The sequence below is a fragment of the Streptomyces sp. NPDC013157 genome, from assembly GCF_042899865.1.
GTDB lineage: Bacteria > Actinomycetota > Actinomycetes > Streptomycetales > Streptomycetaceae > Streptomyces.
This window is the reverse complement of record NZ_JBIBAK010000007.1, coordinates 172779-186923: the sequence shown is the minus strand read 5'-3', so window position 1 is coordinate 186923 and position 14145 is coordinate 172779. Positions and strand designations below refer to the sequence as shown.

Genomic DNA, 14145 nt, shown 5'->3' with positions numbered 1-14145 from the left:
AAGATCGATCAGCCGAGCTGGTGCATCCAGCCGTGCTTGTCCTCGGCCTTGCCGCGCTGGATGTCGAGGAGGGCCTCCCGGAGCCGGAGCGTGACCTCGCCGGGCTCGCCGCCCGACTGCTGCCACTCGGCGTTCGCGCGCTTGACCGTGCCGACGGGGGTGATCACGGCGGCGGTGCCGCAGGCGAAGACCTCGGTGAGGGTGCCGTTCTCGGAGTCGCGCTGCCACTGCTCGATGGAGACCCGGGCCTCCTCGGACTCGTAGCCGAGGTCGCGGGCGACGGTGAGGAGGGAGTCGCGGGTGACGCCCTCGAGGATGGAGCCGGTCAGGGTCGGGGTGACGATCTTGTTCCCGTACACGAAGTACAGGTTCATGCCGCCGAGCTCCTCGACCCACTTGTGCTCGACCGCGTCGAGGTAGCAGACCTGGTCGCAGCCCTGCGCGGCGGCCTCGGCCTGGGCGAGCAGGGAGGCCGCGTAGTTGCCGCCGGTCTTGGCGTCGCCCATGCCGCCGGGGACGGCGCGGACGCGGTCCTCGGAGGCCCAGATGGAGACCGGCTTCACGCCGCCGGGGAAGTAGGCACCGGCCGGGGAGGCGATGACCAGGAAGAGGTACTCGTTGGCCGGCTTGACGCCCAGGCCGACCTCGGTGGCGATCATGAAGGGGCGCAGGTAGAGGGACTCCTCGCCGCCGTGCGCCGGGACCCACGCCTTGTCCTGCTGGACCAGCAGGTCACAGGCCTCGATGAAGGTCTCCACCGGCAGCTCGGGCATGGCGAGCCGGCGGGCGGAACGCTGGAAGCGCTTGGCGTTCTGGTCGGGGCGGAAGGTGGCCACCGAGCCGTCGGGGCGGCGGTAGGCCTTCAGGCCCTCGAAGATCTCCTGGGCGTAGTGCAGGACGTTGGTGGCCGGGTCGAGGGGGATCGGCGCGTACGGGACGAGCTGGCCGTCGTGCCAGCCGCGGCCCTCGGTCCACTTGATCGTCACCATGTGGTCGGTGAAGTGGCGGCCGAATCCGGGGCTGGCCAGGATCGCCTCGCGCTCGGCGGCGGCGAGCGGGTGTGCGGACGGCTTGAGCTCGATCGTGGGCGTCGTCATGAGTGGTTAGTCCTTCACCGGTTGTAGTGATGGGCCGCGCTCACACCCGTACGGCCGGTGTCCCGTACAGCAGGGCGAGTGCCCTGTCCTAGGACGTCCGAGCATTCCCTCATGGCGCGGCTCCGCGTTCGATTATCGCGCGGGGGCCGGGGTGGAAGGAATCGGGGTGAATGCGGACCCGGGGTTGATGGTGGCACCCGGCGGCAGGCATGGGGAAGCCGCCGAGCGCTTGTGCGACCCGGCGGCTTCGAAGATCTGCAGAGAAGCTCGGCGGGTCAGCCGGCTACTCGTACGGCGAGCGCGTCGCCGATCTCCGAGGTGGAGCGGGCGGGCTTGCCCTGGCGCTCGGTGAGGTCGGCGGTGACCGCTTCCTCGACGCGGGCGGCCTCGGCGTCGTAGCCGAGGTGGCGCAGGAGCAGGGCGACGGACAGGACCGTGGCGGTGGGGTCGGCCTTGCCCTGGCCGGCGATGTCGGGCGCGGAACCGTGGACCGGCTCGAACATGGACGGGAACTCACCACCGGGGTTGATGTTCCCGCTCGCCGCGACGCCGATGCCGCCGGAGACGGCCGCGGCGAGGTCGGTGATGATGTCACCGAAGAGGTTGTCGGTGACGATGACGTCGAAGCGGCCGGGGTCGGTGACGAGGTAGATCGTCGCCGCGTCGACGTGGATGTAGTCCGTGGTGACCTCGGGGAACTCCGCGGCCACCTTGTTGAAGATGTTCGTCCACAGGTGCCCGGCGAAGGTCAGCACGTTGTTCTTGTGGACCAGCGTGAGCTTCTTGCGGGGGCGGGCCTGGGCGCGGGCGAAGGCGTCCCGGACGACGCGCTCGACGCCGAAGGCCGTGTTGACGGACACCTCGGTGGCGACCTCGTGCTCGGTGCCCTTGCGGATGGTGCCGCCGTTGCCGGTGTACGGGCCCTCGGTCCCCTCGCGGACCACGACGAAGTCGATCTGCGGCTCGCCGGCCAGCGGGGTGGCGACACCCGGGAGCAGCTTCGACGGACGCAGGTTGACGTGGTGGTCGAAGGCGAAGCGGAGCTTCAGCAGGAAGCCGCGCTCCAGGACGCCGGAGGGCACGCTCGGGTCGCCGATGGCGCCCAGCAGGATGGCGTCGTGCTGCTTCAGCGCGTCGAGGTCGGCTTCGGTGAGAGTCTCACCGGTGGCGTGGTAACGCTTGGCGCCGAAGTCGTACTCCTTGGTCTCCAGCTTCACGTCCCCGGGGAGGACGGCGGAGAGGACCTTGAGGCCTTCGGCCACGACTTCCTGCCCGATGCCGTCACCGGGGATCACTGCGAGATCGATGCTGCGAGACATGCCCGGCACCCTACTCCTCGTCCCATGGGATGACATGGAGCGTCCGGCATGCGGACACGGCGGGTCGTTCCGTCGACTGGCGTTCACCCGTACGTGTGGCCGGTGTTGGCCTGTGCTGGGCATGTTTCCGACATGGACCTCCCCGGCACGGACATCCCTGACTTCGGCATCCCGCCGCGGCTCGCCGCCCGGATGAGCATGGCCGAGCAGTACGAGTATCTGCGCGCCCGGCTGGTGAGCCGCCGCACCCTGGTGACGGCGGGCGCGATGGCGGGCGGCGCACTGGTCACGGGCTGCGCGAAGACGTCCGCGAAGTCGGCGAACCCGGCTCCGGCGACCTCCGCGGTCCACGGTGCGGCGGTCGTGCCGTTCGGCCGGCATCTCGCCTTCGGCGCCGACCCGCGGACGCAGATGCGGATCTCCTGGCAGGTCCCGTCCGCGGTGAGGAAGCCGTTCGTGCGGATCGGGACGCGCCCGGACCAGCTGGGCACGCGCGTCGCCGCGGAGATCCGGCACCTGCACACGCCCGGGGTGCAGGGGGTGCGCCCGGTGGTCGAGCAGTACTACGTCCACGCGGCCCTGACCGGCCTCACCCCCGGGACCACGTACTACTACGGCGTCGGACACGACGGCTGGGACCCGGCCGCCCCCGCCCACCGCGCCGCCATCACCCCCTTCCGCACCGCGCCCGCGAGCCCGGAGCGGTTCGTGTTCACGGCCTTCGGCGACCAGGGCGTCAGCCAGGCCGGAAAGGCGAGCGACAACGCGCTGCTCAAGCAGAACCCCGCCTTCCACCTGCACGCGGGCGACATCTGCTACGCGGACGGCAACGGCGCCGGGAGGACCTCGGACGGCTACGACGCCCGGGAGTGGGACCGGTTCCTGCAGCAGAACGACCCGGTGGCGCGGTCGGTGCCGTGGATGGTGACGACCGGCAACCACGACATGGAGGCCTGGTACTCCCCCGACGGCTACGGCGGCCAGTACGCCCGCTTCGCCCTCCCGGACAACGGCTTCGACCCGCACGGCTCACCGGGCGTGTACGCGTTCACCTACGGCAACGTCGGCTTCGTGGCCCTGGACGCGAACGACGTGTCGTACGAGATCCCCGCCAACCTCGGCTACAGCGGCGGCCGGCAGACGAAGTGGCTGGAGCGGAAGCTGAAGGAGCTGCGGGCGGCGCGCGGCGTGGACTTCGTCGTCGTCTTCTTCCACCACTGCGCGTACTCGACGTCCTCGCACGCCTCCGACGGCGGGATCCGGGCGGTCTGGCTGCCGCTCTTCACCAGGTACCAGGTGGACCTGGTGATCAACGGGCACAACCACGTCTACGAGCGCACCGACGCGGTCAAGGGCGGCGGGGCCGGCCGCGCGGTCCCGGTCGGCGGCTCGACCGACCCGACGCGGGACGGGATCGTGTACGTCACGGCGGGCGGCGGCGGGCGGAATCTGTACGCGTTCCCGTCCGGGGTCAAGGACAGCTACGAGGGGCACGTCACCCGGCACGACGCGGTGGACAGCTTCCACTGGGCCAAGGGGCAGCACAACGTCGCGGAGACGGTGGAGTGGTCGCGGGTGCGGTACACCGGCTACTCCTTCCTCAGGGTCGAGGCGGAGGCGGGTACGGCCCCGAGGCTGAAGGTGTCGGCGCTGGCGCAGAGCGGTGCGCGGATCGACCACTTCGAGGTACGCCGGGGCGGCTGATCCCCGGAGTTCCCCGGAGTACGGCGCGGCTGTCCCGGCCGCGCCGCACCCCGTGCGGATGCGGCTCCCGTTGAGGGGTTGTTACACGTGTTACCTACGGTGCGTCAACGGCTCGTCAACGGGTCAGTGGCCGGTCTCGCCGCCGTTGTCGCGGCGGTCGAGGGCGCGCTGCAGAGCGGCGGCGGCGTTCTTGCGGTCCGAGTCGCTCGTGCGGGACACGTGGCGGACTCGGCGGCGGACGGTCGTCTCGGCCATGGGAATCGACTCCTTCGACATACGTGGAGTACGGCAAGGGGGGATACGAGACGCCGGAAGGGGCGGGGAGCGGTGCCGCAGGGGTTGCCTGCACGGGGCCCGGCTCACGACCGCCATTCGCTTGATCGAGCGAGACGTTCGGCTCCTACAAAAGTAAGGGAGCGGCCCGCTTCTGTCTGCACAATTACTCGGACTTCCTACTATCTGAGACGGCGAGGCCGGTCACCCGCCTGTGAGCTGAGGTTTTGACGGTTGGGGCGGTTGGGGCGAACGGGTTACATGACGTCTCCGTCGCGCCAGTCGAAGATCAGCTCGTGGGCGGGGTCGAGGGCACCGGCAAGGGCGGGCCGCACGAACACGTCCCCCTCCTCCGCCGCGAGCCGCACGATCCCCCGGTCCGGGGACAGGGCGCAGATCCGGCCGGGCCAGCGCTGCCAGCCCCGGACCGTGTACAGCCGGGCGCCGTCGTCGCTCGCGCCGAGCGCGCCGAGGTCGTACGCCCGCTCGACGATCCGTTCCAGCGCCCCCATCACCCGCCCGCCGTGCCCTCGGCGCCGGGCGTCGGGCCGTACGCCCACCGCCTCGACGTAGCCGACGCGCAGCCAGCGGTCCCGGTGCCGGGCGCGGCGCATGACGACCGAGCCGTGGGCGGCGAGCCCGGCCTCGTCGTGGACGAGCGCGTGCAGGCCGCCCAGGCCGTGCTCCCAGTCGCTGTCGCCGAAGTCCCCGCCGAACGCCTCGTGGAGAAGGGCGCGGGCGGCGCGCAGGTCGGCCGGGTCGAGGTCGGCGGTGTGGGCGATGCGGAGCGACGGGAGAGACATGGCCCCAGTGTCGTACGGGACTACCAGGCGACGGGGCCGTTGCGGTCGACGAAGCGGCCCGTTCCGGCGTCGGACGGCTCGGTGGCGAGGCGGACGATCGCGTCGGTGCCCTCGGTGACGGTCTGCGGACCGCTGTGGGCGTTGAGGTCGGTCGCCGTGTAGCCCGGGTCGACGGCGTTGACGCGGATGTCCTTGAGGGCCTTCGCGTACTGGGTGGTGAGCATGGTCAGGGCCGACTTGGAGGCGGTGTAGAGGGGCGAGACGACGGAGGACTCGACGCGTGCCGGGTCGTGCGTGACCGCGAACGACCCCATCCCGCTGCTGACGTTGACGACGACCGGGTCCGGCGAGCGGCGCAGGAGCGGGAGGAAGGCGGTGGTCGTGCGGATGACGCCGAAGACGTTGACGTCGAAGACGCCGAGGGCGTCCGCGCCGGTCAGCTCCGCCGGGTCGCCGTGCGGGCCGGAGATGCCGGCGTTGTTGATCAGTACGTCGATCCGGCCCTCGTGGGCGGCGACGTCGGCGGCCGCGGCGGCGACCGAGGCGTCGTCGGTGACGTCGATCCGGACGAACCGCGCGCCGAGCGCCTCGGCGGCCGCCGCGCCCTGCTCGGGGTCGCGGGCGCCGACGAGCACGGTGTGGCCGAGTCCGACGAGGCGGCAGGCGGTCTCGCGGCCGAGGCCCTTGTTGGCCCCGGTGATGAAGGTGATGGTCATGGATCGATGGTCGGCCCGGCGCGGGGCCGCTGCCAGAGACGCTTCGACCGTAGGAACGGCGGTACCAGGATCGCGGACGAGGCAGGATGGAGTGCATGGCGAGGAAAGAGGCGGCCGGTCTGGGCCCGACGATCCGTGCCTGGCGGGAGCGGCTGTCACCGGCGTCCATGGGAGTGCCCGCGACCGGCCGCGCCCGCCGGGCGACCGGGCTGCGCCGCGAGGAACTGGCCGAGCTGGCCGGGGTGTCGGTCGACTACGTCGTACGGCTGGAGCAGGGCCGGGCCACGGCGCCGTCCGGGCAGGTGGTCGCCGCCCTGTGCCGTGCCCTGCGGCTGACGGCCGCCGAGCGCGAACACCTCTACCGGATGGCCGGGCTGGTCCCGCCGGACGGCGGCCCGGTCCCCGATCACCTCCCGCCGGGTGTGCTCCGCGTGCTGGACCGGCTGGGCGGTGTGGCGGTCGGCGTGTTCACCGCGCACTGGCAGCTGCTGTGGTGGAACCCCGGCTGGGCCGCGCTGCTCGGCGATCCGGAGGCCACCCCGCACGAGCTGCGCAACCTCGCCCGCGAGCGGTTCCCGGTCGGCGCCGAGGAGGCCCGCCTCTCGTCCTGGGCGGTACGCGTGGCGGACGCCGACGGCTCCGACCTCGCGATCGTGGCCGACCTACGCCGCGCCACCGGCCGCTTCCCGCACGACGCCCGCCTGGCCGATCTGGTGCGCGAACTGGCCGAGGGCAACGAGCGGTTCGCCCGGCTCTGGGCGAGCGGCACGGTCGCCGCCCACCGCACGGACCGCAAGACGGTCGAGCATCCGGGGGTGGGTCCGGTGGAGGTGGACTGCGACGTCCTGACGGACGGCGACTCGGAGCTGAAGATCGTCATCCTCTCGGCGGCGCCGGACACCGAGGGGGCGGCCCGGCTGCGCACGCTGCTGTAGCCGGACGGGGTATGGGAACGGGCCGGGAAGCCTGCTCGTGGGTCAGGCTTCCCGGCCCGTGCTCGGGGGGCTGGGGGTCAGCCCATGTGCGGGTACGCGTAGTCGGTCGGCGCGACCAGCGTCTCCTTGATCGCACGGGTCAGCGTCCAGCGCAGCAGGTTCTGCGGGGCGCCGGCCTTGTCGTTGGTGCCGGAGGCACGGCCGCCGCCGAAGGGCTGCTGGCCGACGACGGCGCCGGTCGACTTGTCGTTGATGTAGAAGTTGCCGGCCGCGTAGCGCAGCTTCTCCATCGTGTAAGCCGCCGCCGCGCGGTCGTTCGAGATGACCGAGCCGGTGAGCGCGTAGTCCGACACCGACTCCATCTGGGTCAGCATCTCGTCGTACTGGTCGTCCTCGTAGACGTGCACGGCGAGGAACGGACCGAAGTACTCGGTGCGGAAGACCTCGTTCTCCGGGTCGCTGCACACCACGACCGTCGGGCGGACGAACCAGCCGACCGAGTCGTCGTAGGAGCCGCCCGCGACGATCTCGCAGGACGGGTCGGTCTTCGCGCGGTCGATCGCGGCCTTGTTCTTGGCGAACGCGCGGTCGTCGATGACGGCGCCGATGAAGTTCGACAGGTCGGTGACGTCGCCCATGGTCAGGTAGTCGACCTCGGCGGCGAACTCCTCACGGAAACCGTCGTTCCAGATGGACGCGGGGATGTAGGCGCGGGAGGTCGCCGAGCACTTCTGGCCCTGGTACTCGAAGGCACCGCGGGTGAGCGCCGTCTTGAGGACGGCCCGGTCGGCGCTCGGGTGGGCGACGAGGAAGTCCTTGCCGCCGGTCTCGCCGACCAGACGCGGGTACGAGCGGTACTTCTCGATGTTGTTGCCGACCGTCTTCCACAGGTACTGGAAGGTCTTGGTGGAGCCGGTGAAGTGGATTCCGGCCAGGTCGCGGTGCTCGAGGGCGACCTTGGACACCTCGATGCCGTCGCCGGTGACGAGGTTGATGACGCCCTTCGGGAGACCGGCCTCCTCCAGCAGCTGCATCAGCAGCACCGCGGCGTGGGTCTGGGTCGGGGACGGCTTCCACACGACCACGTTGCCCATGAGAGCCGGGGCGGTCGGCAGGTTGCCGGCGATCGCGCTGAAGTTGAACGGCGTGATCGCGTAGACGAAGCCCTCCAGCGGGCGGTGGTCGAGGCGGTTCCAGACGCCCGGCGAGTTGGCCGGGGGCTGCTCGGCCAGGATCTGGCGGGCGTAGTGGACGTTGAACCGCCAGAAGTCGACCAGCTCGCAGGGCGAGTCGATCTCGGCCTGCTGGGCGGTCTTGGACTGGCCGAGCATGGTGGAGGCGGCGATCGTCTCGCGCCAGGGGCCGGCGAGCAGTTCGGCGGCGCGCAGGATGATGGCGGCGCGGTCGTCGAAGGACATCGCGCGCCAGGCGGGCGCGGCGGCGAGGGCCGCGTCGATGGCGTCCCGGGCGTCCTGCTGGGTGGCGTGCCGGCCGGTGCCGATGACGGCCTTGTGGTTGTGCGGCTGCACGACCTGGAAGGGCTCGCCGCCGCCGAGCCGCTTCTCGCCGCCGATGGTCATCGACAGCTCGATCGGGTTCTCGGCCAGCTCCTTGAGCTTGGCCTCCAGGCGGGTGCGCTCGGCGGAGCCGGGGGCATAGCCGTGCACCGGCTCGTTGACGGGGGTGGGGACCTGGGTCACAGCGTCCATGGGATCCGTAACTCCTTGTACGTGAGCGGGTGTTGAGGCTTGTCGGGGCTCAGCCCTTGCTGACCGTCGAGCGGAGGAAGAAGCGCAGGTTCGCCGGCTTCTCCGCGAGCCGGCGCATACTGCGCCTTCCCGGGGGACAACCCCCGGACCCCCGGCCGAAGCCGCGGCACAGGTCTGTCGCGTCAGTCATGAGTGATCATGCTCCGCAGGAAGAAGCGCAGGTTCGCCGGCTTCTCCGCGAGCCTGCGCATGAAGTAGCCGTACCAGTCGGTGCCGTAGGCGGTGTAGACGCGCATCCGGTGGCCCTCGGCGGCCAGCCGCAGGTGCTCGTCGCTCCGGATGCCGTACAGCATCTGGAACTCGTACTCGTCGGGCTTGCGCCCGGCGCGCCGGGCGAGTTCCTGGGCGATGGAGATCAGGCGCGGGTCGTGGGAGCCCACCATCGGGTACCCCTCGCCCTCCATCAGAGTCCGCAGGACCCGCACGTACGCCTTGTCGATCTCGTGCTTCTGCTGGTAGGCGACCTCGGCGGGCTCCTTGTAGGCGCCCTTGACCAGGCGGACACGGCTGCCGGCGGCGGCGAGGCGGCGGGCGTCGGCCTCGGTGCGGAAGAGGTAGGCCTGGATGACGCAGCCGGTCTGCGGGAAGTCCTTCCGCAGCTCGTCGTGGATGGTGAACATCGAGTCGAGGGTGGTGTGGTCCTCGGCGTCGAGGGTGACGGTGGTACCGATGGCCGCGGCGGCCTCGACGACCGGGCGGACGTTGGCGAGGGCCAGCTCGTGGCCGCCGGGGAGGGCCTGGCCGAACATGGACAGCTTGACCGACATCTCGACGCGCTCGCCGAGGCCGAGGTCCTTCAGCCGCTCGACGAGCTCGAGGTAGGCGTCCCGGGCCGCGGTGGCCTGCTCGGGGGTCGTGATGTCCTCGCCGACGACGTCCATCGTCAGCTCCAGGCCGCGGCCCGTGAGCTCCTCGATGATCGGGACGATGTCGGCGACCGACTCACCGGGGATGAAGCGGTCGACGACCTGCTTCGTCACCGGGGCCGCCGAGATCAGACGTCGCATCCGGTCGCTGCGCGAGGCGGCGAGAATCACGGGACCCAGCACGGGGCACCTCCACAACACATGCCAGACAGGCCGCGATCCGACGATTTGGATACGGCACGGGGAACCACCGTGAAAGTTAAGGATCCCTCCGATCGTGAGCCATCGACAGCTGTCACGCATCCGTGCCACGGATCTCAGACAGATGTATGAAGGCGGTCGGGAATTGCGGGAGAATGCCCGGGTGACGTCGGAATTCAAGGGTGACTACCAGGAGCTGGTCGACGAGATCTCGGAGCTGCTGGGCGTCCCGGCGACCCTGGAGAACCGCGACTTCGAGCTGATCGCCTTCGGGGCGTACGACAGTGAGGGCGACCTCGACCCGTCGGCGCTGGACCCGGTGCGCACCCGCTCGATCCTGACCCGGCGTTCGACGGCGGCGGTCCGTACCTGGTTCGAGGGCTTCGGCATCACCCGGGCGACCGGACCGGTCCGGATCCCGCCGACCCCGGAGGCCGGCGTCTACCGGGGGCGGATCTGCCTGCCGGTACGCCATCGGGGTGTCGTCCTCGGCTATGTGTGGCTGCTCGACTCCGATCCGGGTCCGACGGACGCCCAGCTGGCCGCCGCCATGGGGGTGGCCGGGCGGATCGGGGCGCTGCTCGCGGACGAGGCGCAGGCGGGGGCGGGTCTCGGCCGGGAACTGCGGGCGGTGCTGGTCGCGGCGGGCGGCTGGCAGCGGGACATGGCAGTGGCCGAACTCCGCACGGCCCTGGGCACCCGCGCGGATGCCCCGCACACCCTGGTCTGTGTCGCCCCCTGGCCGTCCGCGGACCCGGACGACGCCCCGTCCCCGCGCACGGTCCCGCACGCCACCGCGCTGTGCGCCCTGCCCTGGGGGGCAACGGGCCACAGCCTCGCCGTACTGGTCCGGCTGCGCAGCACGGACACGGCCACGCCCGCCCTGACCGCCGCCGCCCGACTGCTCAAGGACGCGGAGGAGGCCCGGTCGGCGGCGGCACGCGGGGCCGGGGCACGGACGGCGGCGGCCGTCGCCGCGGGACTCGCGGGACCGGTCCCGGCGGCGCAGGGCTGCGCCGCCGGGGTGGGCGGGGCCCGGACCGGGCTGGCCGAGCTGGGCGCGGTCTGGCAGGAGGCGTCGGCCGCGGCCCGGGCCGCGCTGGCCGAGCCGCGGTTCGGGCCGGTCGCGCAGTGGGCGGACATCGGCCCGTACCGCCTGCTGACCGCGCTGCCGCCGCAGGCCCCGCAGGACCCGGCCGCGGCCCCGCTCCTCGCCCCGGCCCACCGCGAACTCGCCCGCACCGCCGAGGTCTACCTCGACCACGCGGGCCAGGCGGGCCGCACGGCCACCGCGCTCGGCATCCACCGGCAGACCCTGTACTACCGCCTCTCCCGCGTCGAACAGCTCACCGGTCTCGACCTGGACGACGGCGAGGACCGCCTGCTGCTGCACATGGTGTTGAAGGGGGCCCGGCTCGCCTGAGGTGCGCCTTTCGGTGCCGTGTGCGGATGCCGGTCGGCGTATGCTCCGCGTGGTCACATGCGTGTTCACATCAAAGATGTCGGCGGGGGCGGACATGGGTGATTCGGGTCCGGACATACGGCAGGGCGAGGCGGCCGAACCGTCGGCGGCGACCGAGGAGAGCGGGGCGCGCAGACAGCTCGGGCCGGGCCGCCGGGCGGCCGCGCTGGGCATCGGGGCGCTCGCCCTCGCAGGGTGCGCCGCGGGGGCCGTCTGGCTGTTCCGGGACGACCTGCCCCACCCGCTCGGCGACGAACGGGCCTGCGCGGGAAGCGAGCAGCGGCTGCCGGACCGGATCCTCGTCCACGGCACGCCGATCCCCTCCGACGCCGCCGACGTCCACTACTTCACCCGGAACGGCAGGGCCGCCCTGTCCTTCCGCAGCGGCCTGCTCCCGGACTACCTGCGCGGCGCGGGCATCGTGCCGTCGGGCGCGGACCTGTTCGACGAACGGCACGGCAGCGTCGGCGTGGCCGGCGAGCCGTACAAGCTCCCGGACGGCCTGTGCGGAGCCGCACTGCGGAGCCCCGTCTGGTACTACCACCCCGAGGACGGCGTCCGGGTCACCGTCGAGCGCTCGCCGCTGTACGGCGACGCGCTCCGGTTCCCGGCCCGTGCCGTGATCACGTACTCGCTCGGCTGACCGGCGCCGCGCGGGGGCCGACTCCTCGGGCGTGTCAACTCCGGTTCGCGGCCTCGACGATCTGGCGCAGCCCCGCGGCGAGCGCGTCGCCGTCGGGGGCGGTCTTCGGGTCGAAGGTCCACTGCGAGATGAGGCCGGACATCAGGGTCATGTAGAAGCGGCCCAGGGTGTCGGCGGTCTCGTCGGAGACCTCCTCCTCCGGTACGCCCATCAGCAGCGAGGTCAGCCCGCGGCCGCCCTCGCGCTGGGCGCGCGCCAACTGGTCGCGCACCTCCGGCATCTGATCGCCCATCGTCACGATCTCCACGCTGAGCCGCCACATGGAGCCGGGCCCGCGCATGCTGTCGACGATGTTCGACCACACCTCCCGGAACCGCTCGAGGGAGCCGGGCGCTCCGGTCAGCCCCCCGTCGCCGCCCTCGAAGGACATCTCCTCCACCAGAGCGATGTAGGCCTGCGCGAGCAGCGCGTCCTTGGAGCCGTAGTGGTAGCCGATCGAGGCGAGGTTGGTCCCCGACTCCCGGACGATGTCGCGCGCCGTCGTCCGCGCGAACCCCTTCTCGAGCAGGCAGCGCTTGGCGCCTTCCAGCAGATCCTCACGGTGTCCCATGCGGACCACCCTACCCGGGATCCATACACACGTCCTAGACACATGAATTATACAAGCGTTCTAGACAAGCGTTTAAGACGCCCGTACATTCCTTGGCATGACGAACCCGACGGGCACGAACGCAACCACTCCACCGAGCACCAACGCCCTGGCGGGGCGCCGCGAATGGACGGCGCTGGGCGTGCTGATGCTTCCGCTGCTCCTGGTCTCGATGGACGTCTCGGTCCTCTACTTCGCCCTCCCGGCGATCGGCGCGGACCTCGCGCCGAGCGGTACCCAGCAGCTGTGGATCCTCGACATCTACGGCTTCGTCCTGGCCGGTCTGCTGATGACCATGGGCGCGCTGGGCGACCGCATCGGCCGCCGGCGCCTGCTGCTGTTCGGCGCCGCGGCCTTCGGCGGCGCCTCGCTGCTCGCCGCGTACGCGGACAGCGCCGGGACCCTCATCGCCGCCCGCGCGGTCCTCGGCATCGGCGGCGCGACCCTGATGCCGTCGACGATGGCGCTGCTGCGCACGATGTTCACCGACCCTGGCCAGCGCGCGAAGGCGATCGGCCTGTGGTCCGGGGTGATGACGGGCGGGATCGCCCTCGGCTCGGTGATGAGCGGGATCCTCGTCGAGCACTTCTGGTGGGGCTCGGTCTTCCTGGTCAACCTCCCGGCGATGGCCCTGCTGCTGCTCATCGGCCCGTTCCTGCTCCCGGAGTCCCGCAACCCCTCCCCCGGCCGCTTCGACTGGCTGAGCGTCCCGCTCTCGATGGCCGCCGTGCTCCCTGTGATCTACGGCGTCAAGGAGATCCCCTCCGAGGGCTGGCACCCGCTCTACGTCGTCTCTGTCACCGTCGGCCTGCTCTTCGCCGCCCTCTTCGTCCACCGCCAGCGCACCACCGGCTCCCCGCTGATCCCGCCGGCCCTGCTGAAGGGCCGGGGCTTCTCCCCGGCACTGGTCCTGAACCTGGTCGCCTCGCTCGCCATGATGGGGTCGGCGATCTTCACCACCCAGTACCTCCAGTCGGTCCTCGGGATGAGCCCGCTCGCGGCGGCGCTGTGGAGCCTGCTGCCCTCGGTGTTCATCGGGGCCGCGGGGCCGCTCACGGCACAGCTGGTGCAGCGGGGCGCCGACCGGGGGTACGTCGTCGCCGGCGGCTTCGCGGCCATGGCGGCCGGGTTCGTGCTGCTCGCCCTCATCGGCACCGACTCGCTGTGGCTGGTGCTGGCCGGCGCCGGCGTCCTGGCCTGCGGGATGGTCGCGATCATGTCCCAGCTGACCGACCTCGCGATGACCGCCGCGCCGGTGGAACGGGCCGGGACGGCGTCCTCGCTCCTTGAGACGGCTTCGGAGTTCGGCGGTGCGCTCGGTATGGCGGTGCTGGGCTCGATCGGCACCGCGGTCTACCGCCACGAGATGCCGGCCACGGCCCCGGCCGGGGCCCGCGAGACGCTGGGCGGCGCACTGGCCACGGCGAGCCGGCTGCCGGGGCCCGCGGGAGAGGCCCTGACCCGGACCGCACGGGAGGCGTTCACCAGCGGGATGCACGGAGCGGCGATCGCGGGGGCGGTGCTGCTGACGCTGGCCGCGGTGGGGGCGGGGGTGACGCTGCGGAAGCTCGGTGAGTAGCAGGACATGCGAACGGCGGGGGGGGGGGGGGTGGGGGGGGCGCGCCCCCCGCGCGGGAACGGGGGGTTTGCAGGGGGTTGCCGCCCCGCCCCGCGGGGGCGCCCCAGGCCGAAGCACCCCGCGCCCCCC

13 protein-coding genes are annotated in these 14145 nt (G+C 71.9%); 5 read left to right on the top strand and 8 right to left on the bottom strand.

Annotated features, from left to right (window positions below; genetic code table 11):
* Positions 1 to 8 precede the first annotated feature (8 nt).
* Together ACFY6U_RS22240 and ACFY6U_RS22235 are read right to left on the bottom strand one after the other, a co-directional pair.
* A complete protein-coding gene (locus tag ACFY6U_RS22240) occupies positions 9 to 1097 on the bottom strand; it encodes a branched-chain amino acid aminotransferase (RefSeq protein WP_351497687.1) in 1089 nt (362 codons plus the stop codon).
* A 275-nt stretch (positions 1098 to 1372) separates the two neighbouring features.
* Positions 1373 to 2416 carry a 3-isopropylmalate dehydrogenase gene (locus ACFY6U_RS22235; protein WP_390040709.1) on the bottom strand — a complete coding sequence of 348 codons (1044 nt, stop codon included), beginning with the start codon at positions 2414 to 2416 and terminating at the stop codon, positions 1373 to 1375.
* Positions 2417 to 2548: 132 nt separating this feature from the next.
* Between ACFY6U_RS22235 and ACFY6U_RS22230 the strand changes: the two genes are divergently transcribed.
* Complete coding sequence (locus ACFY6U_RS22230; RefSeq protein WP_390040707.1) at positions 2549 to 4120, top strand: purple acid phosphatase family protein; 1572 nt, start codon at positions 2549 to 2551, stop codon at positions 4118 to 4120.
* 123 nt (positions 4121 to 4243) lie between these two features.
* Here the strand turns inward: ACFY6U_RS22230 and ACFY6U_RS22225 are convergent, their stop codons facing one another.
* From ACFY6U_RS22225 to ACFY6U_RS22215, 3 genes are all read right to left on the bottom strand, one after another.
* Positions 4244 to 4375, bottom strand: a complete 132-nt coding sequence (locus ACFY6U_RS22225; RefSeq protein WP_294004210.1) for a hypothetical protein — start codon at positions 4373 to 4375, stop codon at positions 4244 to 4246.
* 275 nt (positions 4376 to 4650) lie between these two features.
* Positions 4651 to 5196 (bottom strand): GNAT family N-acetyltransferase, encoded by a 546-nt coding sequence (locus ACFY6U_RS22220; protein ID WP_390040705.1) that lies wholly within the window; start codon positions 5194 to 5196, stop codon positions 4651 to 4653.
* Positions 5197 to 5216: 20 nt separating this feature from the next.
* Positions 5217 to 5912 carry an SDR family NAD(P)-dependent oxidoreductase gene (locus ACFY6U_RS22215; RefSeq protein WP_390040703.1) on the bottom strand — a complete coding sequence of 232 codons (696 nt, stop codon included), beginning with the start codon at positions 5910 to 5912 and terminating at the stop codon, positions 5217 to 5219.
* Between the two features lie 86 nt (positions 5913 to 5998).
* Between ACFY6U_RS22215 and ACFY6U_RS22210 the strand changes: the two genes are divergently transcribed.
* Entirely contained in the window at positions 5999 to 6847 is an 849-nt protein-coding gene (locus ACFY6U_RS22210) for a helix-turn-helix transcriptional regulator (RefSeq protein ID WP_390040701.1), read from the top strand.
* Positions 6848 to 6924: 77 nt separating this feature from the next.
* On the opposite strand, the gene pruA is transcribed toward ACFY6U_RS22210, so the two are convergent.
* Complete coding sequence (gene pruA, locus ACFY6U_RS22205; RefSeq protein ID WP_390040699.1) at positions 6925 to 8556, bottom strand: L-glutamate gamma-semialdehyde dehydrogenase; 1632 nt, start codon at positions 8554 to 8556, stop codon at positions 6925 to 6927.
* A 182-nt stretch (positions 8557 to 8738) separates the two neighbouring features.
* Complete coding sequence (locus ACFY6U_RS22200; RefSeq protein ID WP_390040697.1) at positions 8739 to 9665, bottom strand: proline dehydrogenase family protein; 927 nt, start codon at positions 9663 to 9665, stop codon at positions 8739 to 8741.
* 142 nt (positions 9666 to 9807) lie between these two features.
* Here ACFY6U_RS22200 and ACFY6U_RS22195 point away from each other — a divergent pair, with 142 nt between their 5' ends.
* Together ACFY6U_RS22195 and ACFY6U_RS22190 are read left to right on the top strand one after the other, a co-directional pair.
* Positions 9808 to 11106 carry a PucR family transcriptional regulator gene (locus tag ACFY6U_RS22195; protein ID WP_390040695.1) on the top strand — a complete coding sequence of 433 codons (1299 nt, stop codon included), beginning with the start codon at positions 9808 to 9810 and terminating at the stop codon, positions 11104 to 11106.
* A 94-nt stretch (positions 11107 to 11200) separates the two neighbouring features.
* Positions 11201 to 11788 (top strand): hypothetical protein, encoded by a 588-nt coding sequence (locus ACFY6U_RS22190; RefSeq protein ID WP_390040693.1) that lies wholly within the window; start codon positions 11201 to 11203, stop codon positions 11786 to 11788.
* 34 nt (positions 11789 to 11822) lie between these two features.
* Here ACFY6U_RS22190 and ACFY6U_RS22185 read toward each other — a convergent pair whose 3' ends face one another.
* Positions 11823 to 12398 (bottom strand): TetR/AcrR family transcriptional regulator, encoded by a 576-nt coding sequence (locus ACFY6U_RS22185; RefSeq protein ID WP_390040691.1) that lies wholly within the window; start codon positions 12396 to 12398, stop codon positions 11823 to 11825.
* 97 nt (positions 12399 to 12495) lie between these two features.
* Between ACFY6U_RS22185 and ACFY6U_RS22180 the strand changes: the two genes are divergently transcribed.
* The gene (locus ACFY6U_RS22180) at positions 12496 to 14016 is read left to right on the top strand and encodes an MFS transporter (protein WP_390040689.1); all 1521 of its coding nucleotides are present in this window, start codon (positions 12496 to 12498) and stop codon (positions 14014 to 14016) included.
* The last annotated feature ends 129 nt before the right edge of the window (positions 14017 to 14145 follow it).

Excerpts from the sequence above, each read along its gene's own strand:
- ACFY6U_RS22210 (WP_390040701.1), top strand. The coding sequence starts at position 5,999 with ATGGAGTGCATGGCGAGGAAAGAGGCGGCCGGTCTGGGCCCGACGATC.
- ACFY6U_RS22180 (WP_390040689.1), top strand. The coding sequence starts at position 12,496 with ATGACGAACCCGACGGGCACGAACGCAACCACTCCACCGAGCACCAAC.
- ACFY6U_RS22225 (WP_294004210.1), bottom strand. The coding sequence starts at position 4,375 with ATGGCCGAGACGACCGTCCGCCGCCGAGTCCGCCACGTGTCCCGCACG.
- ACFY6U_RS22220 (WP_390040705.1), bottom strand. The coding sequence starts at position 5,196 with ATGTCTCTCCCGTCGCTCCGCATCGCCCACACCGCCGACCTCGACCCG.
- ACFY6U_RS22190 (WP_390040693.1), top strand. The coding sequence starts at position 11,201 with ATGGGTGATTCGGGTCCGGACATACGGCAGGGCGAGGCGGCCGAACCG.
- pruA (WP_390040699.1), bottom strand. The coding sequence starts at position 8,556 with ATGGACGCTGTGACCCAGGTCCCCACCCCCGTCAACGAGCCGGTGCAC.
- ACFY6U_RS22195 (WP_390040695.1), top strand. The coding sequence starts at position 9,808 with ATGTATGAAGGCGGTCGGGAATTGCGGGAGAATGCCCGGGTGACGTCG.
- ACFY6U_RS22215 (WP_390040703.1), bottom strand. The coding sequence starts at position 5,912 with ATGACCATCACCTTCATCACCGGGGCCAACAAGGGCCTCGGCCGCGAG.
- ACFY6U_RS22240 (WP_351497687.1), bottom strand. The coding sequence starts at position 1,097 with ATGACGACGCCCACGATCGAGCTCAAGCCGTCCGCACACCCGCTCGCC.
- ACFY6U_RS22235 (WP_390040709.1), bottom strand. The coding sequence starts at position 2,416 with ATGTCTCGCAGCATCGATCTCGCAGTGATCCCCGGTGACGGCATCGGG.
- ACFY6U_RS22230 (WP_390040707.1), top strand. The coding sequence starts at position 2,549 with ATGGACCTCCCCGGCACGGACATCCCTGACTTCGGCATCCCGCCGCGG.
- ACFY6U_RS22185 (WP_390040691.1), bottom strand. The coding sequence starts at position 12,398 with ATGGGACACCGTGAGGATCTGCTGGAAGGCGCCAAGCGCTGCCTGCTC.